Source organism: Cumulibacter manganitolerans (assembly GCF_009602465.1).
Classification (GTDB): Bacteria; Actinomycetota; Actinomycetes; order Mycobacteriales; family Antricoccaceae; genus Cumulibacter; species Cumulibacter manganitolerans.
Genome location: NZ_WBKP01000038.1, coordinates 1 through 22,145 on the forward strand (window position 1 = coordinate 1; position 22,145 = coordinate 22,145).

Sequence of the window (22,145 nt, forward strand, 5' to 3'; positions counted from 1 at the left end):
CCGCCCGGCTGTCCGACCGGTTGCAGGCGGCCCACCACGAGCCGGCCCGCGAGATCGGCCGGGCCGCCGTCGGCGGTGACGCGCCGGTTCCGGCCCGTGCTGCTTCGGCCATCGAGCCGCTGCCGCCGGCCCGGGCGACCGGGGTATCGGCGGCGTCGGGCCCGGCCCGGGCCGTCGCCGCGCACGAGGTAGCAGTGCCCTCCCCACTCGACCCGCCGGCCGTCGCGGCGACCTCCACCGGTGGTGCGCTGGACAAGCTCAAGGACCGCGCCGCGGGCGCACTGTTCGAGCGCCTGGGCGCGCGGCTGAACGACCCGACGCTCAGCGAGGAGCAGCTCTACGCCCTCGTCCGCGCGGAGCTCAACCACGTGGTCGAGGAGGAGAAGACTCCGCTGACCATCGCGCAGCGCCAGCGGCTCATCGACGACGTCCTCGACGACGTCCTCGGCCACGGGCCCCTCGAGCGGCTGCTGGCCGACCCGACGGTCACCGAGATCATGGTCAACGGGCCCGGCATGGTCTACATCGAGAAGAGCGGCAAGCTGTCGCGGAGCCCGGCGCAGTTCGCCTCCGAGGAGCACCTGCGCCAGGTCATCGAGCGGATCGTCTCCCGCGTCGGACGCCGCATCGACGAGTCGTCACCGCTGGTCGACGCGCGGCTCGCCGACGGCTCACGCGTCAACGCCGTCGTGCCGCCGCTGGCCTTCAACGGATCGTCGCTGACCATCCGCAAGTTCTCCAAGGACCCGTTCAAGGTCAACGACCTCATCGGCTTCGGCACCCTCACGCCGGAGATGGCCGAGCTGCTCCACGCCTGCGTCGCCGCGCGGCTGAACATCATCGTCGCCGGCGGCACCGGCACCGGCAAGACGACGCTGCTGAACGTGCTGTCCTCCTTCATTCCCAACGGCGAGCGCATCATCACCATCGAGGACGCCGTCGAGCTGCAGCTGCAGCAGGAGCATGTCGTCCGGCTGGAGTCCCGGCCGCCCAACATCGAGGGCAAGGGCGGCATCGGCATCCGTGAGCTGGTCCGCAACTCGCTGCGTATGCGCCCGGACCGGATCGTCGTGGGTGAGGTCCGTGGTGGCGAGAGCCTGGACATGCTGCAGGCCATGAACACCGGCCACGACGGCTCGCTGTCGACCGTGCACGCCAACTCGCCGCGCGACGCGATCGCCCGGCTCGAGACGCTCGTGCTGATGGCCGGGATGGACCTGCCGCTACGCGCGATCCGCGAGCAGATCGCCTCGGCCGTCGACGTGATCGTCCAGCTGACCCGGCTGCGGGACGGCAGTCGTCGCGTCACCGCGGTCACCGAGGTGCAGGGCATGGAAGGGGACACGGTCACGCTGCAGGACGTGTTCCTCTTCGACTACTCCGCGGGGATCGACGCCAGCGGCCGATTCCTCGGCAAACCGGTCTCCACCGGCATCCGCCCTCGGTTCACCGACCGCTTCGACGAGCTGGGCATCGCCGTTCCGGCGGCCGTCTTCGCCGTCCCCGACAATCGGCAGGGCATCCGATGAGCGGCACCGTCGCCGGCCTCCCGGTGCCGGTGATCGTCGGCGCGGCGTGCTGCGCGCTCGCCCTCGCGACCGGGTTCTACCTCGCCGTCGCGCCGGGCCGCACGAAGCTTCCGCTGGAGCGCCGTCGCCCCGACGTCGCGCTCGGGCCGACGCGCCTGGAGCAGACCACCGCGGCGGCTACCTCGGCGATCGACAAGCTGCTGCGCCGGAGGGGCGCCGCCGGTGCCGCCGCCGCCCTGGAGCAGGCCGGCCTGAAGACCCAGCCGAAGGACTTCGCGTTGCTGGTCGTCGCCGGCGCCCTCGCGGCGGTCGCGGTCGGCACCGTCCTGTCCGGTCTCATCCTCGGGCTGTTGCTGGGGCTGCTGGCCCCGGTCGGCGCCAAGGTAATGCTCGGTCTGCTGGCCCGCAAACGGCAGCACGCCTTCGCCGACCAGCTCGACGATTCGCTGCAGCTCATGGCCAGCAGCCTGCGCGCGGGCCACAGCCTGCTGCAGGCGCTCGACTCGGTCTCGCGCGAGGCGGAGGAGCCGACCGCGGGAGAGTTCGCGCGGATCGTCAACGAGACCCGCGTGGGGCGGCCGCTGGCGCCCGCGCTCGAGGAGGCGGCGGCGCGCATGGACAGCCAGGACTTCCTCTGGGTGGCGCAGGCGATCGCCATCAACCGGGAGGTCGGCGGCAACCTCGCCGAGGTGCTCGACGGGGTCGGCAATACCATCCGGGAGCGTAACCAGATCCGCCGCCAGGTGAAGGCGCTCAGCGCCGAAGGAAAGATGTCCGCCTTCGTGCTGCTGGCGCTCCCGTTCGGTGTCACGGGGTTCTTGTCCGTCAGCAATCCCGCGTACCTCGCCAAGTTCTTCCAGAGCCTCACCGGGTACATCCTGATCGTCGTCGCGATCATCATGCTCATCGTCGGTGCCCTGTGGCTCCGCAAGGTCGTCAGCTTCAAGTTCTGAGCCGTTCTGGTTCCGTAGGAAGGAGGACAGATCCATGCCACCAGTGGTCGTGATCGCCGCAGGCATGGTCGGCATCGCGCTCCTGCTGCTCATCTGGTCCGTCTTCGGCGGTGCCAGCGAGGCGCAGATCCAGACGCTGTCGAACCTGCAGCGCGGCATGGAGAAAGAGCGCGACGCTGAGGCGACCTCGGGCGGTGGCGCCGGCGCGCTGCTGAACGCCCTCGCGCGCCGCTGCACGCCGACCGGCTCCGTGCAACGGCTCGAGCGGCTGCTGTCCCGCGCCGGCCGGCCCGCCGAGTGGCCGGTCGACCGGCTGCTGGCGGCGAAGGTGGTGCTGCCGTTCGTGTTCGGTGCCCTCGGGCTGCTGTACATCGTCTCCTCGCCGGGGCCGCTGGCGATCATGGTGACAGTGCTGGCCGTCGTCGTCGCGTACTTCCTGCCGGAACTGCTGCTGTACAGCCGCGGCCAGGAACGCAGCCAGCAGATCGGGCTGGAGCTCGCCGACACCCTGGACCAGATGACCATCGCCGTCGAGGCCGGTCTCGGCTTCGACTCGGCGATCGCCCGTGCGGGCAACAACGGGAAGGGACCACTGGCGGAGGAGCTGATCCGGACGCTGCAGGACATCCAGCTGGGACAGTCGCGGCGTCAGGCGTACGAGGCGCTGGCGGCCCGCACCGACGCGCCGGACCTGCGGCGGTTCATCCGGGCGATCGTCCAGGCGGACATGTACGGCGTCTCCATCGCCGGTGTGCTGCGCACCCAGGCGGCCGAGATGCGGATGAAGCGTCGGCAGCGCGCCGAGGAGAAGGCGATGCAGATCCCGGTGAAGGTCATCTTCCCGCTCATGCTCTGCATCCTGCCGGTGCTGTTCATCGTGCTGCTCGGTCCGGCCGCAATGGACATCGTCAAGGCGTTCAGCTGAGCACGTCGCACATGCTCACCATCGTCGGCGCCACCGTCGTGGTCGCGCTCGCCGCAGCGGCGCTCACCGGTTGGATCCGCCGGGTCGCCGAGACGGAGTCGCGCTGGCTGCGTAGCGCGCTGCACGTCCCGCTGGCCGGGCTGGGCGCTGCGGGCGCCGCGGTGACGGCGCGCGGCTGGGCCGAGCTCCTCGCCTGGTGCGCGCTCGCCCTCGCGGCAGCGCTGCTCGTGGTGATCGACCTGGCGGCGTACCGGCTTCCCGACGTGATCGTGGGGCCGATGTATCCGATCCTGTTCGTGCTCCTGGCGGCCGCGGCGGCGACCAGCGGCGACTGGGGCCGGCTCGGTCGGGCCGCGCTCGCCGGGTTGATCGTCATCACCGTCTATTTCGTGCTCGCGCTCATCGCGCCCTCCGGTCTGGGCCTGGGGGATGTGAAGCTGTCCGGCCTGCTCGGCGCCTTTCTCGGCTGGTTCGGGTGGCCGCACGTCGTCCTCGGCGTCCTCGCCGGCTTCGCGCTGAACGCGGTCGTGGCGTTGACGCTGCTGGCGGTGACCCGCCTGACCCGGCACGGGGCCGTCCCGTTCGGGCCGTGCATGATGGCTGGTGCCGTCGTCGGTGCGGTGTGGGGACTCGTGGTGTTCCCGGGCATCGGCGGCTGAGGCGAAGATCTTCGAGGGCGGGAGTCGTTCATGCGGGATGCGGACCTGAGGGAGCAGCTCACCGCGCAGCGGCGGCACGTGCTGGACGCGGTCGCCGGGCTGGAAGAGCGCGACCTGGCTCGGATCGTCGTCCCGTCCGGCTGGTCGATCACGCGGCTGCTCAACCATCTTGCGTACGACGACGAGATGTTCTGGATCGGCGCGGTGCTCGGCGCGGATCCGCAGGCCATCGAGAGCCTGCACGACGGGTGGCGGTCGGAACCGATGTCGGGGACCGACGCGATCGGTCGCTATCGCGACCAGATCGAGTGCAGCGACCGGATCCTGGACGGCCTCGATCTGAGCGCGCCGCCGCGCTGGTGGCCTCCGGCCTCGGTGTTCGACGCCCCGCCCATGCAGGACGGCTGGGAGGTGCTGTTCCGGGTCTTCACGGAGACGGCGGTGCACGCCGGTCATCTGGACATCGTCCGTGAGCTCATCGATGGACACCAGCACATCGTCGTCACATGAGCCGGGTGCCCAGACATGACGCGATGCGGTGGCCTTTACCCCGCTATGCGGCCGATATCGGGGTATAACCCACCGCATCAAGCATGAACCAGCGCGCGAAGGAAGGAGGTCTCGTGTTCCCTATCGCTGACGCCGTGTCCTACGGCACGCCGGACGCGTACCTGCGCACCATGGCCGACGGCACGATCAAGCAGATCAGCCCGTTCACCGGCACGCAGGTGTGGACGGTTCCCGGGCGCGGGGACCGCCCGCTCGGCATCCCCGCCGTCGACCCGCGGCCGCTGCAGCACGACGCGCACACCCGCAGCTGCGCGTTCTGCAGCGACAACTACCTGAAGACGCCTCCCGAGAAGGCGCGGGTGGTGCGGGCGGGGGAGAACTGGTCGACGCTGGTCGACGTGCCGATCGCCCGGCTGTTCGAGCAGGTCGCCGAGTTCCGCCGGATCCCCAACCTCTACGAGATCGTGTCGCTGGACTACTGGCGCCGCAACTACGGCTACCGCCTGCCCCAGGGCATCGCCGATCGGATGACCCGGTACCTGTCGGAGCCGGCCGGGCGGGCGCACGTCCTCGGCCTGCTGCGAAGCAAGATCCCCGAGGCGCGGCGGGCCGACGTGGACGACGAGGACCTTCTCGAGCAGCAGGGCGCCTCGTTCTTCGGCGGCACCCACGACGTGATCGTCGCTCGCCGGCACTTCACCGACGACGCGATCGACGACAGCAACTTGGCGTCCTCGGGAACGCTCACCGTCGAGGAGCACCACCAGTACACGCGCTTCGCCATCGCCTCGCTGCGCGAGCTCTATGCCGCCAACCGCTATGCGCGCTACGTCGCGGTCTTCCAGAACTGGCTCAAGCCGGCCGGAGCGTCGTTCGACCATCTGCACAAGCAGCTCGTCGCGATCGACGAGCGCGGGGTGCAGTCCGAGCTCGAGCTGGCCCGGGCCCGGGTCAACCCCAACCTGTACAACGAGGCCGCGGTCAACTTCGCGTCGTACCAGAACCTCGTGGTTGCGGAGAACGACTACGCGATCGCGCACTCCGGGTTCGGGCACCGCTACCCGACGCTGGAGATCTTCTCCAAGAGCCCGCACAGCGAGCCGTGGAACCACACCGACGAGGAGGTCCGCGGGATGTCGGACCTCATCCATGCGGTGCACGCCGCGGTCGGCGCCGACGTGCCGTCCAACGAGGAGTGGCACCACAAGCCGCCGGACGTGGACGTCCCGATGCCGTGGCGGGTGATGATCAAGCTGCGCGTCTCGACGCTCGCCGGTTTCGAGGGCGGCACCAAGATCTATCTCAACACCATCAGCCCGGTGGACCTGCGCGATCGCGTGGTGCCGGCGTTGTTCACGTTGCGCGAGCGCGGTCGCATCGCCGCCACGGTCAAGATCGCCGAGGAGTGCGAGTGCCTGCCGAACTGCCTGGCCTACAACCCGGCGGTACGCCGCGCGGCCGGTGACCGCCTCAACCCGACAGTGCCTTGACCATGGCATAGCCGGTCTGCTCGGCGATCGCGGCGATGGTGCTGGTGGCCTGGGCGCGCGCGGCCAGCTGCTGGGTGTACAGCGCGGTCTTCTGCTGATAGCGGGCGGTGCGCTCCTGCAGCCCGGCGCCGGTGAGCACGTCGAGTGCCTCGCTCACCACGCCGCCGAGGCGGGCCTGCACGCCGGCCCAGATGGCGTCCCACTCGCCCTGATGCGCGGCGGTGGCGGCGGCGATCGCGCTGATCTGCTCGGTGTCGAAGGCGATGACGGACACGGCTCTCCTCCTAGATTCCCGCGGCGATGGCGGCGGCAAGCCCGCCGCTCTTGGCCGCGGCGGTCGCCTCGTCCGACCCGGCCTGCGCGACACCGACGAGGGTCTGCAGATCCGCGCGCAGCACGGACAGCTCCTCGGCCAGCGCCTTTCCGCCGCCGCCGAGCTCGCCGAACGCCGCGGAGGTGATGTGGCCGGCCGGAGCCGTCATGGCTGCGGTGCTCGCGTCCGCCTGGGCGAGGACCTTCGCGGTGACGCCGTTCATCTGCGCGGTCGCGTCGTCCACGACCGCGATCGCTGCCTGCACCTGATCGAGGTCGATCTTCGGTCCGCTCATCTGCTCTCCCTTGGGGTAGGTGGATCCGTACGGCCCCACCCCATCACCCGCCGGGCCGCGTCGGCGGCGCCATCGGGGCGTCTGTGGACCGGGGAGCGGTCATCCACAGGACGCCGTCCGCCGCGTTGACGCGCGCGCTGGTCCGCGGCACCGCCGGCGGACCGCGCCGACCGATACCGTGGGCCGGGTGAGGACCACGAGAAGACGTACCTGCCTGGCGGCGCTGGCGACGATCGGCGTCCTGACCGGTGCCGCCTGCGGCCCCGGAGGGCGGGACGCGGCCGGCCCGGCGACCCCGAGCGGCTCCTCGTCGCCGACGTCCGCCCCGTCCGACGCCGCCGTGCCGACTTCCGGTCCGGCACAGACCGGCGCTGCGCCGGCCCAGACCTGCGCCCAGCGCATCGGGGACATGCTGTCGCCACAGCAGAAGGCCGCCCAGCTGATTCTCGTGGCGATGACGCCGGGCTCGACCGCCGACGCCAGCGCGCAGCTGAAGAAGGGCAACGCGGGCGGGGTCTTCCTGCTCGGCGGCTGGCCGAGCCAGGCCGCCGCGAAGCAGGCCACCGATCAGATCCACGCCCAGTCCGCGAGCACGGCCCAGATCGGCACCTGGGTGGCCATCGACCAGGAGGGTGGCCAGGTGCAGCAGCTCAAGGGACCCGGCGTGAGCAGCATCCCGTCGGCGCTGGATCAGGCGATGCTCGGCCCGGAGACGCTGCGCGCGCAGGCCGCTCAGTGGGCTCAGCAGCTGAAGCAGGCGGGGATCGACATCAACCTCGCGCCGGTCGCCGACGTCGTGCCGGCGGACATCGGCAAGAAGAACGGGCCGATCGGGCGCTACGACCGGCAGTACGGCGACACCCCGCAGGCGGTCACCGCACCGATGATCGCCTTCCTGCAGGGGATGCAGGACGGCGGCATCGCGGCCACCGTGAAGCACTTCCCGGGGATCGGGCGCATCACCGGCAACACCGACCAGACGGCGTCCGGCATCGACGACGACGTCGCGAGTGCGGCGGACCCGGCGCTCGCGCCGTTCCAGTCGGCGATCCAGGCCGGGGTGCCCATCGTGATGGTCTCGACGGCCCGCTACCCCCAGCTCGATCCGCAGAACCAGGCCGCGTTCTCCGGCGCGATCATCGACGGGCTGCTGCGCGGCCAGCTCGGCTTCACCGGCGTCACCTTCACCGACGATGTCGGCGCCGCGAAGTCGGTGGCCGACGTCCCCGTCGCCGACCGCATCACCCGCTACCTGGAGGCCGGTGGAGACGTCGTGCTGACCGCCGTCCCGACGCAGGCCCAGACGATGGCCGCGGCGGTCGTCGCGCAGTACGGCGCGGAACCGGCGTTCGCCGCGAAGGTCGACGCGGCCGTCGACCGCGTGCTCGCGCTCAAGGAGAAGCAGCACCTGCTGCCGTGCTCGGGCTAGCGCCCGCCGACGTGACGTGGCAGACGCCGCGGAGGGTTGACCGCGCACCGGACCTGCTGAGACGATTCTATAGAATTCGATCCCGTCATTGGAGGACCACGTGTTTGAGCTGGACGCCGAGGAGCAGGCAATCGTCGACGCGGTGCGCGACTTCGTCGACAAGCAGGTGAAGCCGAAGGTGCAGGCGATCGAGCACGCCAACGAGTACCCCACCGAGTTCATCGAGGCGATGAAGGAGATGGGCATCTTCGGTCTGGCGATCCCCGAGCCGTACGGCGACGTCAAGGTGTCCACTCCCTGCTACGCGCGGGTGACCGAGGAGCTCGCCCGCGGCTGGATGTCGCTGGCCGGCGCCATGGGCGGGCACACGGTCGTCTCGAAGCTGCTGACCGACTACGGCACGGAGGAGCAGAAGCAGAAGTACCTGCCGCGGATGGCCACCGGCGAGCTGCGCGCGACGATGGCCCTCACCGAGCCCGGCGGCGGCAGCGACCTGCAGAACATGCGCACCGTCGCCACGAAGGACGGCGACGAGTACGTCATCAACGGATCGAAGACCTGGATCACGAACGCCCGCAAGGCCGGTCTCGTCGCGCTGCTGTGCAAGACCGACCCGAGCGCCCAGCCTCGCCACAAGGGCATCTCGATCCTGCTGGTGGAGAAGGTCCCCGGTTTCGAGGTGTCGAAGGATCTGCCCAAGCTGGGCTACAAGGGCGTCGAGTCCTGTGAGCTGAGCTTCGACGGCGCCCGGGTCCCGACCGATGCGCTGCTCGGCGGCCAGGAGGGCAAGGGCTTCGCGCAGATGATGCGCGGGCTGGAGATCGGCCGGATCCAGGTCGCCGCCCGCGCGACCGGCGTGGCGCGCGCGGCCTTCGACGACGCGCTGAAGTACGCCCAGGAGCGCGAGTCGATGGGCAAGCCGATCTGGAAGCACCAGCAGGTCGGCGCCACCCTCGCCAACATGGCCACCAAGCTGACCGCCGCCCGGCAGCTGCTCTGGCACGCGGCCCGCTGCTACCAGGCCGGGGAGCGCAGCGACCTCGAGGCCGGCATGGCCAAGCTGTTCTGCTCGGAGACCGCGATGGAGGTCGCGCTCGACGCGATCCGCGTGCACGGCGGCTACGGCTACTCCACCGAGTTCGACGTCGAGCGCTACTTCCGCGACGCGCCGCTGATGATCGTCGGCGAGGGCACGAACGAGATCCAGCGCAACGTCATCGTCGGACAGCTGGTTCAGCGCGGCGAGCTTCCGTAGGCTGGCCGCCATGACGACAACAGTGCGGCTCGAGGTGGACGGCGCTCTGGCGAGCGTCGTCCTGGACGACCCGGAGCACGGCAACGTGCTCACCCTGGACATGGCCGAGCAGCTACGCGACCGGGTGGCCGGGATTGCTTCCCTCGAAGGAATCCGGTGCGTCGTGCTGCGCGCGGAGGGCAAGCGGTTCTGCGTCGGCGGCGACATCGCGTCGTTCGCCGATTCGCAGGTCGGCGAACGCATCAACGAGGTCGTCGCGCTCCCGCTGCACGATGCGCTCAACACGCTGGAAGGCCTGGAGGTCCCCGTCGTGTCGGTCGTGCAGGGCGCGGCCGGCGGTGGGGGCGTGGGTCTCGCGCTCGGCGCCGACCTGGTGATCGCCGCCGAGGAGGCGTTCTTCGTGACCGGCTACGGCCTCATCGGGCTGAGCCCCGACTGCGCCGTCAGCTGGACGCTGGCCCGGGCGCTCGGGGTGCAGCGCGCCCTCGAGCTGTACCTCACCAACCGCAAGATGTCCGCCACGGAGGCGTTCCAGGCGGGGCTCGTCAGCAGGGTGGTGCCGGCGGCCGACCTCTCGGGCTCGGTCGCCGAGCTCACCGGCGCCATCACCGCATCGTCCCCCGAGGCCGTCGCGCAGACCAAGCGGCTGATGCGCACGGCCTGGTCGCGATCGCGCAGCGAGCACATGGCGGACGAGGCCACCACCATCGGCGGGCTGGGTGACCGGCCGCCGGCCCGTGAGGGGTTCGCGGCCTTCCTGGAGAAACGACCGCCGCAGTTCTAGCCGGCCGGGTCGGGGTTCGGTGAGGCGCGTCCCCTCAGTCGATGCAGGCGAATGGCGACCTGGATGCGGAAGAAGTCGTCCGGCTCGCGCCACGCCGGCCCGAGGAGCTCGTCCACCCGGGAGATCCGTTGCAGGATCGTGTTCGAATGGAGGTGCAGCGCGCGCGCCGTACGGGAAGTGCTGGCATTGCACTCGGCGAACGTGCTGACCGTCTGCAGCAGCTCGGTTCCCCGATCCTCGTCACGGTCGAGCAGCGGGCCGATCAGCGTCCGGATGAATTCGTCTATGTCGTCGGCGTTCGGCTCGAACAGCCGAAGGTACGGGCGGTACGCCGCAGTCGCGACGGCCGCGTCGTGGATGCCGAGCGCCGGCAGCATGTCCAGGCAGCGCCGGGCCTCCCGATAGCGTGCGGCGACCTCGTCGCAGCTGGACGCATGAGGTGCCTCGACCACGAGCACCGGAAGCCGCAGCCTCGCGCGCACCCATCGATGGAGGTGCTTGCCGTCGGTCCTGGCCGACTCGGCGAAGACGACCAGCACGACCCCGGCATGCTCCGCGACCAGGCTCGGCCGGGCGGGCATCGTTCGCAGCGTCCGCAGCACCTCGGCACGGTCCGAGCCCGCAGACACGATGAAGAGCCGAGTGAGCTCGTCGAGGTTCAACCCGCGGGCCCGAGCCCGGATTCGCACCTCCTCGGTACCCCGCGAGCCGGGCTCGACCAGATCATGCAGCAGGTCGCCGCGGACGCGTTCCTCGGCGTCGGCCTGCGCGTCCTGCTTCAGTCGCAGCAGCGCCATGATCCGCGCGGCATCCTCGATCGTCTTCAGCTGCACCGGGTCGAGCAGCTCGGCGGTGCGGGTGACGACGAGGGAGCCCAGATGCGTGTCTCCGGCCAGGACCGCGACCACCCCGGCGACCCCGGGGGCGGACGTCGGGACGTAACGGCCGGTGCTGCGACTGGTCGCTATCGCAGCCACGACCTCGGGGTGGCGCCAGCATCCCTCGACGGGAAAGTGCGCCGGCGAGTCCACGAGCGGCTGTCCGTCGGTATCGAGAATGAAGACCTCACGCCGCATGGAGGTAGCGAGCACCGCAGCCACCTGCGCCACGCTCTGCCCTCGAAGCACGCATTCGGTCAGCTCGACGTGGTCGTTGTGGGCCTGCTCCATCCTCTCGACGAGGGCAGCGAGCCGACGACGGGCTTCGCCCGCTTCCTCGGCGGAGGTCTGCGCCTGCGCGAGCAACCGGGCGCCCTGCAGGATCACCGCTCCATGGTCGGCGAACGCTGTGAGCAGCGCGATCTGCTCCGGATGGAACCTGGTCTCGGTCCGGGTCGCCACGCACAACGTGCCGATCACCTCGTCGCCGGCGACCAACGGCACAGCCAGCACCGAGACGGCCCCCTCCGCCACCAGGACGGAGTCGGCATTCAGGTTGTGCCGGAACCGCGGATCATCGTGATATCGCGCCGAGTAGTGCAGTTGCTTGTGCGAGGCCACATGCCAGGCCATGCTCTGCCCGAACGTGATCCGCAGCCGCTCCAGCTCCGCCGAGACCGAGCCGACGGCTGCCTGCACCACCAGCTCGCCGCGGGGCACATCCAGCTCCGACAGCCAGGCGAGGTCCGCCCCCACCAGGTCGCGCGCCCGCTGCACGAGGCGCCGCAGCAGCGTGTCGAACTCGCGCTGCTCGGCCAGCTCCCTGCTGCTGGCGAACAAGGCCGCAACCTCGTCGCGACGGCGTCCCGCCCGCGACAGGTGCGCCTGCACCCGCTGGATCCGGTCGGTGATCTGCTGGCACGTCGCCTCGTCGAGGTCCTCGGCACCGATCAGGGCGGACAGCTCGTCGGGGTCGATCACGCGTTCCTCGTCGAGCAGGTCGAGCAGCCTCACCACGACGCCCGCAGACAGGAGCCCAGGTCTCTCGCGCGAGGGGGTGCGGTCGAAAAGCTCCTGCATGGATCCCCACAGATCGCCAGCATGCCGGCCTCGTCGTCGGGTTTCGTGCGGGCCTGGGTCCGGCTGGGGCCCGCGATCGAGCGTACCGCTCCATTTGTCGAGGGCGCTAGATCCGGTCACCCTTGGCTCTGTCGCGCAGCTCGTTCTTGCGGATCTTGCCGATGGAGGTGCGCGGGAACTCGTCGACCACGTGCACCTCGTGCGGGACCTTGAACCTCGCGAGGCTCTCCAGACAGTGCGCCCGGATCTCGTCGACGTCGATGCTTGCCCCCGGCGCCGGAAGCAGGAACGCGACGATCCGCTCATCGCGCCACGAGTCCGGGATGCCGACCACGGCCGCGTCGGCGACCGACGGATGGGTTACCAGCACCCGTTCCACCTCCGCGGAGGCCACGTTCTCGGCCTTCACCTTGATGACGTCCTTCGACCGGTCGAGGAAGTAGAAGTAGCCCAGCTCGTCCATCATCATCGTGTCGCCGGTGCGGAACCGGTCGCCGGCGAATGCGGCTGCCGTGATCTCCTCGTCGCGGTAGTACTCCGCCAGCCGCGGCTGCCCCGCGAACCGCGCTTCCCCGGGCGTACCCGCTTCGACCTCCCGGTCCTCCGCATCGAAGACCCCGAGGTCCATCCCCGGCTGGGGCAGGCCGATCGAGACGGGGTTCCGTGGGAGGTACGGCGGACTGCGGGTGCCGATCGTCGCGTCCTCGGTCATCCCCCACAGGTTGATCAGCGGCACGTCGTAGCGACGCTCGAAGTCCGCGATCTCCTCGTCGGCGAGCGCCATCCCGAACAGCATCATCCGCAGCGAGTGCCGCGCGTCGCGTGGATCCTCCGGCAGCAGCATCAGCTGGCGGATGGGGTTGGCGACCAGGCTGCCGACGGTGATCCCGTAGGTGCGAACCTGGCTCCAGTAACGCTTCGCGTCGAACACCTCGCACACCACCACGGTGCTTCCGGTGACCACGGCGCAGAGCAGCGACAGGCTCATCGCGTTGATGTGGAACAGCGGCAGCACGCACAGCCCACGGTCCTCCGGGCGGAGCCGTTGATGCTGGGCGTTGACCTCGCCCGACAGCACCATCGCCTGGTGGCTGAGCACCACGCCCTTCGGCCGGGCCGTCGTGCCCGAGGAGTACATCAGCACCGCGGGGTCGGAGGCTCGGACGTCGGCCGCAGGAGGCGCCTCGTCCGTGACGTACTCGTCGAGGTCGGCGGTGCACACCACCTCCGGCCGGCGCGGCTCGCACAGCTCGGCGGCCGCCTGCGCGACCGCCTGCCGGTCCGGGTCGCAGATGACGATCTTCACCTCGGCGTGCTGCAGCACGTAGCGCAGCTCGTCCACGGCGTACGACGCGATCGTCGGGGTCGCGATCGCCCCGAGGCGGGCGATCGCGAACAGGCCGACCACGAACTCGGGCCGATTGCTCATATGCAGGACCACGTGGTCGCCCTGACGGACGCCCTGCCGGGCGAGCCCGCCGGCGAGCCGGCCGGCTCGTTCGTACAGGTCGGCGTACGACATCTCCGTCCACCGCTGATCGGCGGCCTCGAAGATCAGGCCGATCCGGTCGGCGTCGACCTCGGCCCGGTGCGCGATGACGTGGTTCAGGGTGAGATTACCGGTTGCAAGCACGCGTCACACCTCCTCTTTCGCGCACCTTGTGAGGTCCTGCCTGCCAGGTCAGGTCTGCGCCTCGCCCCGGAGGTCCTCGCGCCGCTGGCGCGTCGCCTCCTGGTCGACCTCGAGGCCCTCGGGGTCGGTCAACGGGTCGCCGATGACGATCACGCCGTAGTCGCGGGCCGCCGTCTCGGCGGTGATGTACTCGTCGCGGACGTCGCGCAGCACCCGGTCCGGTTCCCGCTCGAGCGGGTTTCCCCAGCCGCCTCCAGCGTTGGTGATGTATCGGAAGACGTCGTTCGGCTTGGTGTGCCACAGTGGCTGGCTGCCGAACCAGAAGTACTCTCCCTTGTCCGGGTCGGCAGCCTTCGTGTCCGGGTTCAACAGACCGCTGACCGGCACCGACGTGCGGTACACCTCCGGATCATCCAGCGGTATCAAGTCCTCGCGCTGCGCGACGTCGTACTCCGCGGCCGGGAACATCCAGACCGCCCCGGCGCGGCCGTCCTGGCCGCCGAGCACCCCGGTCCCGCTGCTGCGCTTGGTGTGCACCGGGCTCGAGGTGTGATTGGCGGGGGTCAGGAACATGCTGTCGCGGAGCACCGCGGCGCCGCCGCGGTTGTAGCCGGAGCCGGCCGAATCGGCCACGAACTCCTTGCGCAGCACGACGATCGGCAGCTCCGACTCGATCGCCTCGGTCGCCGGGTCCAGGTTGTTGGCCAGATAGAAGCCCGCGTACGAGTCGGCGTCGCCGTCCTTGGTCGCGCCCCACGGGCCGTGCTCGCCGCCGCACTGCGCGACGGTCACCCACGGCGTGCCGTCGGCGAGCTCGCCGTGCCCGTTGTGTATCGACAGTGAGCCGTAGTCGCCGGCGATCGCGTTCTTTCCGACCGCGGCCTCCAGCGCCCGGAACACCGCCAGCAGCGCCGGCTGCGACGCCTCCCAATAGAGGAAGACGGCACCGTCCGGTGGCGTGGCGCTGACGATGGTCCCCGGTGGTACGACGATGTCGAGGTTGCGGTACGCGCCCGAGTTGAACGGAGTCTTCGGGTCGAGCATGTACTTCATCGCCACGCCGACCGCGGTCGCCGTGTCGAACATGCCGCAGTTGATGCTGGTCCTGGCCTGCTGCGAGGTGCCGCTGAAGTCGAACTCCATCTGCGAGCCGATCTTGGTGATGGTCACCTTGATCTCGTACTCGAGCTCGTCGTCGATGCCGTCCGCGTCCACCAGATCCCCGCCTGTGTACACCCCGTCCGGGATCGCCGCGATCGCCTCGGCCATCGACTCCGCCGGGACGTCGCAGCTGTAGCGGATGGCGCCGAGCCAGGCATCGACGCCGTACCGCTCGATGCTCTCGCGCATCAGTCGCTCACCCAGCAGCAGGTTCTGGTAGATCGTGATCAGGTCCGGCAACAGCAGCGCGCTGTACCGCGCGTTGTCGAAGATCAGGTGGAATGAGTGATGGATGGGCTCGTCGTCGCGGTAGATCAGCATCGGCGGGATCACCAGGCCGGTCTCGTAGACGTCTTTCTTGACCGCCGAGAAGCCGGCCGGGACCACGCCGCCCATGTCGAGCTGGTGCGCGCGCAGGGCCACGAACGTGACGATCTCACCGTCATGGAAGACCGGCCGGATGAAGCAGATGTCGTTGACGTGGTTGCCCGCGCGGTAGGGATCGTTGACCATCAGCACATCGCCAGGGCGTAGATTCTCGGGGCCGAACTCGTCCACCGCGTTGCGGACCGCGTGCTCCATCGCGCCGGAGAACAGCACCAGGCTGTTGGAGACCGTCGACATCGAGTAGTTCGTCGACGGCGGCCCGGAGATGGTCGCGGCGAAGTCGTACCAGTCCCGCAGGATCAGCGAGAACGCGTGGTGCAGCATGTTGGTGCACATGTGCTCGACGATGTAACGCATCCGGTTGGACAGCACGGTCGCCGTGTAGCGGTCGCACGCGTACCTCGCGTGGAACTCCGCTTCGCTCAGGTCTCGGATCGGCGTGTAGTCGATGGTGGTCATGGTCGTCCCCTCAGGCCCTGGTGATCCGCAGCTCGCCGTACTCGCCGACCTCGGCCACCTGGCCGGCCAGCATGAACGTGGTGGACAGTGCTTCGTGAATGACGGCCGGCCCTTCGATGCGGTCGCCGGCACGCAGCGATTCGCGGTTGTAGCGGCCCGCCTGGATCGGCTCGTCGTGCAGGTACATCAGCTGGAACGTCGAGTCCGGTTCGAGGATCCGACCGTCGCCGGACTCGATCTTCGGATAGTCCACCTTCTCGGCGCTGATCACCGCCTCGACCCGGTAGGTCACGCCCTGGACGGGCAGCCCGTCGAACCGATTGCCCGCCCGCGCTTGATAGACCTGGTGGAAGTTCTCGATCATCTCGTCGATCTTCTCGGCGGTGATCTCGCCGGAGGGGACCTTGACGAAGGGCGTCTCCCACGTCTGCCCGGCGAGCCTTGCGTCCATCGACCGGACGAACGTCAGCTCCCCCGCCGCGTGCACATCGGTGAACCGGGCGCGCAGCTCGTCCTCCATCTCGCGGTAGACCTTGTCGACGCTCGGCGCCGCCGACCCGTCGAGCATGAGATAGGAGCTGCGGCTTTCGCCGTATACCTGGTCGGTGCTCACCAGCCCCAGCGCGGAGAACAGGCCGGGGTGCGGTGGCACGATCACCTCGCGCGCATGCACCAGATCCATGCACGCGGGCAGCAACATCGGCCCGGCGGCGCCGAACGCGACGAGGCTGTAGTCACGCGGGTCGATGCCGTGCTTGATCGCGATGTTGTTGATGCCCTCCGCGACGTTGTTGACGCCGATGTTGAAGGCGTAGCGGACCCGCTGGTCCAGGCTGAGCGGCGTGTCGAGATCCTCGAACGCCTTCGCCGAGAGCGTGGGATCGAGCGAGAGCCGCCCACCGGCGAAGGTGGTCGGATCGATGACGCCCATCATCACCAGGGTGTCGGTCGATGCGGGCTGCGTTCCTCCCTTGCCGTAGCACGCCGGACCGGGGTCGGCTCCCGCGCTGCCCGGGCCGACCAGCACCTCGCCCTGCGGGCTGATCGTGACGAGGCTGCCGCCGCCCGCGCCGATGCTCTCGACCTCGTTGGACAACGCGTTGACGATCAGGTCGTGCTCGAGCAGGAACGTCGTGTTCACGTAGGGCTTGCCGCCGGAGACCATGCTGATGTCGCAGGAGGTGCCGCCGATGTCGGCGCACAGCAGCTCCTGTCGGTTGATGAGCCGGCAGAAATGGGCGCTGGCGACGGTGCCCGCCGCCGGGCCGGCGAAGACGATCTCGAACGGCTGCTCCATCGCGATGTCCGCCCGGATCAGCTGAGCCGCGCAGTTGGCGTAGTTGAAGCTTCCGGTGAAGCCGAGGCCGCGCAGCCCTTCGTGCAGCTTGTCGGTGTACTCGCCGTAGATCAGCTTCATGAACACGTCGATGGTGGTGGTGGAGGCGCGCGCCCACTCCTTGGCCAGCGGTGAGGTCTCGCTGGAGATCGACACGGGGACGTCGCCGAGCTCCTCGCGCACGAGGTCCCGCAGCCGTTGCTCGTGCTCGGCATTCACGTAGGCGTTTATCAAGCAGATCGCGACGCCTTCGACACCGCAGCGCTTCAGCACGGCGAGCTGGCCGCGCGCCTGCTCCTCGTCGAAGGGGATCAGCGCCTCGCCGTCGGCCTTCATGCGCTCCTTGATGCCGCGGCGCAGGTACCGCGGAACCAAGGGACGTGACGCGTCGCCGAACGGACGTCGCCAGCTCGCGTCGGTGAGCGCGGTCAGCGGGCGGTAGTTCGACCCGATATCGAGGATGTCGCGATGACCGAAGGTCGTCAGGAACGCGATCTTCGGCAGCTTGCGGGTGATCACCGCGTTGAGCCCGTGGGTGCTCGCGTGGTTGAACACCGACGCCGCCCCCGCACCGGCCTCCTCAGCGCCCTGGAGGACGGCGAGGTGGGTGTTGTGCACATCGGTGGAGACCTTGACGGGGGTGATCGCGCCCTCGTCGATCACCACCACGTCGGTGAAGGTGCCACCGACGTCGACTCCGATCATCATGGCGTGTGGTCCTCTCGTCGTACGGGCTCAGGCAAGGTGCAGGCCGTCGGAGACGAGCTTGATCGGACCGAGCCGATCCCACTTCGTCCTGCTCACGCTGCGCAGCGTCGGCTGGTGCTTCACGACCAGGTACCAGCCGCCCTCGGTCAGCACCGGATAGCGCTTGAAGTCGGACGCCGTCGACCCGGGGAAGTCCGCGAGGTCCACGCCGAGCGCCGCGAGGTCGTCCGCGGAGACCTCCTCGCGTTCGACGTGCACACCCGGCGCAACCGTTGCTTCGTTCACGAGGTCCTCCTCGGGTCCAGTGGTCTGCTCTGGACCCTACGACCGGGCGCGGGTGCGCGACCACAGACGATTCCCACACATTCGGCGGGGACCGCATGTGGGCTGCGCACCAAAACCGCTGGTCGGCCGGGTGCGGCGGCGAGCGCCGCTAGCGGAGGCCGACCTCGCGCTGGAGGTGGGCGATGAGCAGCTCGCCGACATTGCGGATGTGCGCCGACATCGCCACCCGGATGGCGTCCGCATCCCGGCGGCGCAGCGCCTCGAGGATCGGCGCGTGATCGTGCACCGACGCGGAGGCCCACCCGTCGATGGCCCCGTACGACGACAACGGCACGTGCTGCACCGTCGAGCGCAGCAGGTTCGCCAGTCGCACGGAGCGCGCCGCCAGGTTGATCCGCCGGTGCACCTGGTGGTTGAGCCGGTCGACCTCCCGTGGGTCACCGTCGGGGCCCACGATGTCGAGCTCCTGCTGGAACGCCTCTATGGCGGCGATCTCCGCGTCGGTGAGGTTGTCCACCGCCCGAGCGGCGAGCTCCCCGGCGACGTACGCCTGGACGTCGAACAGGTCGCGCACGTCCTGCGCGGTCACCGGGATCACCCGGAACCCGCGCCGCGGCTCCCAGGTCACCGAGCCCTCCGACGCCAGCGTCATGAGCGCCTCGCGCACCGGTGTCTGGCTGACGCCCAGCTCGAGCGCGAGCTTCTCGGTGCGCACGAACTCCCGAGGGGTGAGGTCGCCGACCATGATCGCCTCGCGGACGCGCGCGGCGACCCGTTCGCTGAGCTGCGCTCCTCGGCCTGCCTGCTCGCTCAACGGGCGCAGCGGTTTCGACAAGGGTGTGTCCTCCTGTGGTGGCTGCGGCCAGCCTATCGCCTGGCCTGGCGGCCGACAGCGACCGTCGCCCGGTGCCCGGCTGTGGACGCCGCCGGTGGCTGTCCACAGCCGCCCGTCGTCCGGGCACGCTGTCACCGCTCGCACGTAGCCTGGCGACCGTGAACACCGCAGATCTCGATCTCACCGCCGACCAGGCCGAGCTGGCGTCCGACGTCCTGCACAAGATGGCCGGCCCCGATGCGGCGCTGCGCGACGACCAGCTCACCGCCGTCGCGGCGCTGTGCCGGCCCGCGTCGCGCGTGCTGGTCGTGCAGGCCACCGGCTGGGGCAAGTCGGCCGTGTACTGGATCGCCACGGCCATCGGCCGCGAGGCCGGGCGCGGTCCCACGCTGGTGATCTCGCCGCTGCTCTCGCTGATGCGCGATCAGGTCGAGGCGGCCGCGCGCGCCGGCCTCACCGCGCGCACGCTCAACTCGTCCAACTTCGAGGACTGGGCGGAGATCGAGCGCGAGATCGGCGACGATGCCGTCGACGTCCTCCTGGTCTCGCCCGAACGGCTCGCCAACCCGACGTTCGGGCGCCGGGTCCTCGACCGGCTGGGTGGCCGGATCGGCCTGCTGGTGATCGACGAGGCGCACTCGATCTCCGACTGGGGCCACGACTTCCGGCCCGACTACCGCCGGCTGTCGACGATGCTGACCCGGCTCAACCCGGAGGCGGCCGTGCTCGCGACCACCGCGACCGCGAACGCCCGCGTGACCGACGACGTCGCCGCGCAGCTCGGCGACACCCTCGTGCTGCGCGGACCGCTGGCGCGGTCGAGCCTGCAGCTGGTCGTGCTGGAGGAGCAGTCGCCGATGGATCGCTTCGCGTGGGTCTGCGAGCGGCTGGGTGAGCTGCCGGGCTCCGGCATCGTCTACGCCCTGACGGTGGATCAGGCCGAGGCGCTCACCGCCGCGATCCGGGCGGTGCACGGTGACGCGCTGCCGGTCGCGGCCTACACGGGCCGCCTCGACGGCGCGGAGCGGCACCGGCTCGAGAACGCGCTGCGGCGCAACGAGATCAAGGCGCTCGTCGCGACGTCCGCGTTGGGCATGGGCTTCGACAAGCCCGACCTCGGCTTCGTGGTGCACGTCGGGGCGCCGCCCTCTCCGGTGTCCTACTACCAGCAGGTCGGCCGCGCCGGGCGCGGCATCGACCGCGCGGTCGTGGTGCTGCTGCCCAGCGAGGCGGATCGGCACGTGTGGGACTACTTCGCCACCGCCACGATCCCGGTGCCGAGCCAGGTCGAGTCCGTCCTCGACGCCCTGCGGCAGGAGGACGCTCCGATCTCGGTGCCGAAGCTCGAGGCGCAGACCGGCGTACGGCGCACCCGCGCCGAGCTGATCCTCAAGCAGCTCGCGGTCGACGACGTCGTCGAGCGGCAGCCCGACGGCTGGGTCGCGACCGGCAAGGAGTGGGTGTACGACAAGGCGCACTTCGACTCCGTGATCGCCACCCGCGAGCGGGAGGCGACCATCATGCGCGAGTACGCCGCGGGCAGCCGATGCCTCATGCAGCTGCTGCAGGAGAGCCTCGACGACCCGAGTGCCGCGCCCTGCGGACGTTGCTCGGTCTGCGATCCCGACGCGACCGCCGCGTGGCGTCAACCGGTCGACCCCGCCCTGCTGGCGAGCGTGCAGCAGGCGCTGCGCGGCCAGGTCGCCACGCTCGAGCCGCGCAAGATGTGGCCCGGTGCGCCGTCCTCGCGCAAGGGCCGGATCTCGGCCACCGTCGCCGCCGACTGGGGCCGGGTGCTCGTCGACTACGACGCACCGCAGTGGGCCGGCCTGGTCCGGGAGTCGTTGTCCGCGGACATGCCCGCGAGCGACGAGCTGCGCACGGCCGTGACGCAGGTGCTGGCGGCGTGGAGCCGCGGCGACCGGCGCAATCCGGCCTGGGAGCGGCGCCCCGACGTCGTCGTCGACCTCGCCTCGGGTGGTCTGCCCGTGCTCACCGGCTCGTTGGCCGACCACATCGCCGCGGTAGGACGGATGGTGCGGGCCCGGCTGGACCCCGATGCGGTCGCGCTGGGAGCGCGTCGGGTCCGCACCGAGGATCTGCCCAGCGCCGCTCAGGCGGCGCTCTGGGAAGGCAGCGTGCAGTTGGACGCCGACTCGGCGGACGCGGTGCGCGGCGCCGCCGTGCTGCTGATCGCCGACCGCGACCCGATGGGATGGGCGATCACCGTGACGGCGGCGGCGTTGCGGGAGGCCGGTGCCGACGTGGTGCTACCGCTGCTGCTGCACCGCACCAACGGCTGAGCGCTCGACGAGCCCGCGGCTGATGGCGACGGCGCTGAGCGTCGCCGGGCTCGCCCGGCTGCCGTGCCAGACCATCCGCAGCGGGAAGGTGGCGCTCACCGACGGGCCGAACGGCAGGTAGCGCACGCCTTCGACGTGGATGCGCCCTCGGGTGTCGACGACGACGGCCGCACCGATGCCGGCCGCGACCAGGGCGAGGAGGCTGAACGGGTCGGGCGCCTCCGCCGCGACCTCCGGCGCGAGACCTGCTCGCTCCAGCATGGCGAAGGCGGCGCGGCGTACCCATGAGCCGTGCTCGCCGGGATACATGACCATCGGCACCCCGGCCAGGTCGTCGGCCTCGACCCGGTGGCGCCCCGACAGCGGGTGACCGGTCGGGACGGCCAGCACGAGCCTCTCGTCGCGCAGCACCAGCGAGTCCAGGTCCCGGGGCGGCCGGCTCCCGGAGATGGCGAGGTCGAGCTCGCCCTCGAGCACCCGTTGCAGCGCGTCCCCGCTGTAGGTCTGCGGCGCCAGCTCGATCTGCAGACCCGGCGCCTGCTCGCGGGCGGCGCGGACGAGGTCGGCGAGGATGGAATACCCCGAGGTCCCGCCGAAGCCGGCGCGCACCGTCCCGACCGCCCCGCTGAGCCGGGCCGCGGCCAGCATCCGCAGCTCCTCGAGCCCGCGGAGCACCCGCCGCGCCGGCTCCAGCATCGCCCGGCCGTCGGCGGTGAGCTGCACCGACCGGGTCGTCCGCTCGAACAGCGTGACGCCGAGCTCCCGCTCGAGCTCGCGAATCGCGGCGCTCAACGGCGGTTGGGACATGTGCAGGCTGGCCGCCGCACGGGAGAAGTGCTGATGCTCGGCGACCGCGACCAGCGCCCGGATGTGCCGTAGCTCCATCGCCGACTCTCATTCGCTGTCCGTATGAATGTGCGGCCAAATCATCTTGGACG

19 protein-coding genes are annotated in these 22,145 nt (G+C 70.4%); 10 read left to right on the forward strand and 9 right to left on the reverse strand.

Annotated elements, in window-relative coordinates; genetic code table 11:
- Positions 1-8 precede the first annotated feature (8 nt).
- From F8A92_RS13185 to F8A92_RS13210, 6 genes are all read left to right on the forward strand, one after another.
- On the forward strand, positions 9-1,529 hold the full coding sequence (locus F8A92_RS13185) for a CpaF family protein (protein ID WP_228389446.1): 1,521 nt from the start codon (positions 9-11) through the stop codon (positions 1,527-1,529).
- Entirely contained in the window at positions 1,526-2,482 is a 957-nt protein-coding gene (locus F8A92_RS13190) for a type II secretion system F family protein (protein ID WP_153505630.1), read from the forward strand. The genes F8A92_RS13185 and F8A92_RS13190 overlap by 4 nt, the downstream gene beginning before the upstream one ends.
- Positions 2,483-2,516: 34 nt before the next feature.
- Positions 2,517-3,407, forward strand: coding sequence for a type II secretion system F family protein (locus tag F8A92_RS13195; protein WP_153505631.1), 891 nt, complete (start codon positions 2,517-2,519; stop codon positions 3,405-3,407).
- Between the two features lie 11 nt (positions 3,408-3,418).
- Complete coding sequence (locus F8A92_RS13200; protein WP_153505632.1) at positions 3,419-4,066, forward strand: prepilin peptidase; 648 nt, start codon at positions 3,419-3,421, stop codon at positions 4,064-4,066.
- A gap of 30 nt (positions 4,067-4,096) precedes the next feature.
- Positions 4,097-4,576 carry a mycothiol transferase gene (locus F8A92_RS13205; RefSeq protein ID WP_153505633.1) on the forward strand — a complete coding sequence of 160 codons (480 nt, stop codon included), beginning with the start codon at positions 4,097-4,099 and terminating at the stop codon, positions 4,574-4,576.
- 113 nt (positions 4,577-4,689) lie between these two features.
- Positions 4,690-6,066 carry a DUF4921 family protein gene (locus F8A92_RS13210; RefSeq protein WP_228389439.1) on the forward strand — a complete coding sequence of 459 codons (1,377 nt, stop codon included), beginning with the start codon at positions 4,690-4,692 and terminating at the stop codon, positions 6,064-6,066.
- Here F8A92_RS13210 and F8A92_RS13215 read toward each other — a convergent pair.
- Both F8A92_RS13215 and F8A92_RS13220 read right to left on the reverse strand, forming a co-directional pair.
- Complete coding sequence (locus F8A92_RS13215) at positions 6,047-6,340, reverse strand: hypothetical protein (RefSeq protein ID WP_153505634.1); 294 nt, start codon at positions 6,338-6,340, stop codon at positions 6,047-6,049. The two genes, F8A92_RS13210 and F8A92_RS13215, sit on opposite strands and share 20 nt — an antisense overlap.
- A gap of 10 nt (positions 6,341-6,350) precedes the next feature.
- Positions 6,351-6,674, reverse strand: coding sequence for a hypothetical protein (locus tag F8A92_RS13220; protein WP_153505635.1), 324 nt, complete (start codon positions 6,672-6,674; stop codon positions 6,351-6,353).
- A gap of 187 nt (positions 6,675-6,861) precedes the next feature.
- Between F8A92_RS13220 and F8A92_RS13225 the strand changes: the two genes are divergently transcribed.
- The 3 genes from F8A92_RS13225 to F8A92_RS13235 all read left to right on the forward strand — a co-directional run bounded on the left by F8A92_RS13225 (position 6,862) and on the right by F8A92_RS13235 (position 10,142).
- The gene (locus tag F8A92_RS13225) at positions 6,862-8,103 is read left to right on the forward strand and encodes a glycoside hydrolase family 3 N-terminal domain-containing protein (protein ID WP_228389440.1); all 1,242 of its coding nucleotides are present in this window, start codon (positions 6,862-6,864) and stop codon (positions 8,101-8,103) included.
- A 100-nt stretch (positions 8,104-8,203) separates the two neighbouring features.
- Positions 8,204-9,358: an acyl-CoA dehydrogenase family protein gene (locus tag F8A92_RS13230; RefSeq protein WP_153505636.1), complete on the forward strand. Its 1,155-nt coding sequence runs from the start codon at positions 8,204-8,206 to the stop codon at positions 9,356-9,358.
- Positions 9,359-9,368: 10 nt separating this feature from the next.
- Positions 9,369-10,142 carry an enoyl-CoA hydratase/isomerase family protein gene (locus F8A92_RS13235; RefSeq protein ID WP_153505637.1) on the forward strand — a complete coding sequence of 258 codons (774 nt, stop codon included), beginning with the start codon at positions 9,369-9,371 and terminating at the stop codon, positions 10,140-10,142.
- On the opposite strand, the gene F8A92_RS13240 is transcribed toward F8A92_RS13235, so the two are convergent.
- From F8A92_RS13240 to F8A92_RS13265, 6 genes are all read right to left on the reverse strand, one after another.
- Entirely contained in the window at positions 10,139-12,034 is a 1,896-nt protein-coding gene (locus F8A92_RS13240) for a helix-turn-helix domain-containing protein (protein ID WP_194291485.1), read from the reverse strand. The genes F8A92_RS13235 and F8A92_RS13240 overlap by 4 nt on opposite strands.
- 172 nt (positions 12,035-12,206) lie before the next feature.
- Positions 12,207-13,733: a class I adenylate-forming enzyme family protein gene (locus F8A92_RS13245; RefSeq protein ID WP_153505639.1), complete on the reverse strand. Its 1,527-nt coding sequence runs from the start codon at positions 13,731-13,733 to the stop codon at positions 12,207-12,209.
- Between the two features lie 48 nt (positions 13,734-13,781).
- Positions 13,782-15,740 carry a hydantoinase B/oxoprolinase family protein gene (locus tag F8A92_RS13250; RefSeq protein WP_153505640.1) on the reverse strand — a complete coding sequence of 653 codons (1,959 nt, stop codon included), beginning with the start codon at positions 15,738-15,740 and terminating at the stop codon, positions 13,782-13,784.
- Between the two features lie 10 nt (positions 15,741-15,750).
- On the reverse strand, positions 15,751-17,784 hold the full coding sequence (locus F8A92_RS13255) for a hydantoinase/oxoprolinase family protein (protein ID WP_228389441.1): 2,034 nt from the start codon (positions 17,782-17,784) through the stop codon (positions 15,751-15,753).
- A gap of 27 nt (positions 17,785-17,811) precedes the next feature.
- Entirely contained in the window at positions 17,812-18,069 is a 258-nt protein-coding gene (locus F8A92_RS13260; protein WP_228389442.1) for a hypothetical protein, read from the reverse strand.
- Positions 18,070-18,217: 148 nt separating this feature from the next.
- Positions 18,218-18,904, reverse strand: coding sequence for a GntR family transcriptional regulator (locus F8A92_RS13265; protein WP_228389443.1), 687 nt, complete (start codon positions 18,902-18,904; stop codon positions 18,218-18,220).
- 158 nt (positions 18,905-19,062) lie between these two features.
- Here F8A92_RS13265 and F8A92_RS13270 point away from each other — a divergent pair, with 158 nt between their 5' ends.
- Entirely contained in the window at positions 19,063-21,207 is a 2,145-nt protein-coding gene (locus F8A92_RS13270; protein ID WP_228389444.1) for a DEAD/DEAH box helicase, read from the forward strand.
- Here F8A92_RS13270 and F8A92_RS13275 read toward each other — a convergent pair.
- The gene (locus tag F8A92_RS13275) at positions 21,175-22,092 is read right to left on the reverse strand and encodes a LysR family transcriptional regulator (protein ID WP_153505641.1); all 918 of its coding nucleotides are present in this window, start codon (positions 22,090-22,092) and stop codon (positions 21,175-21,177) included. The genes F8A92_RS13270 and F8A92_RS13275 overlap by 33 nt on opposite strands.
- Between the last annotated feature and the right edge of the window lie 53 nt (positions 22,093-22,145).

What these genes read in the sequence shown, in the direction of transcription:
- F8A92_RS13235 (WP_153505637.1), top strand. Translation starts at nt 9,369, where the DNA reads ATGACGACAACAGTGCGGCTCGAGGTGGACGGCGCTCTGGCGAGCGTC.
- F8A92_RS13190 (WP_153505630.1), top strand. Translation starts at nt 1,526, where the DNA reads ATGAGCGGCACCGTCGCCGGCCTCCCGGTGCCGGTGATCGTCGGCGCG.
- F8A92_RS13275 (WP_153505641.1), bottom strand. Translation starts at nt 22,092, where the DNA reads ATGGAGCTACGGCACATCCGGGCGCTGGTCGCGGTCGCCGAGCATCAG.
- F8A92_RS13200 (WP_153505632.1), top strand. Translation starts at nt 3,419, where the DNA reads ATGCTCACCATCGTCGGCGCCACCGTCGTGGTCGCGCTCGCCGCAGCG.
- F8A92_RS13205 (WP_153505633.1), top strand. Translation starts at nt 4,097, where the DNA reads ATGCGGGATGCGGACCTGAGGGAGCAGCTCACCGCGCAGCGGCGGCAC.
- F8A92_RS13220 (WP_153505635.1), bottom strand. Translation starts at nt 6,674, where the DNA reads ATGAGCGGACCGAAGATCGACCTCGATCAGGTGCAGGCAGCGATCGCG.
- F8A92_RS13195 (WP_153505631.1), top strand. Translation starts at nt 2,517, where the DNA reads ATGCCACCAGTGGTCGTGATCGCCGCAGGCATGGTCGGCATCGCGCTC.
- F8A92_RS13255 (WP_228389441.1), bottom strand. Translation starts at nt 17,784, where the DNA reads ATGATGATCGGAGTCGACGTCGGTGGCACCTTCACCGACGTGGTGGTG.
- F8A92_RS13250 (WP_153505640.1), bottom strand. Translation starts at nt 15,740, where the DNA reads ATGACCACCATCGACTACACGCCGATCCGAGACCTGAGCGAAGCGGAG.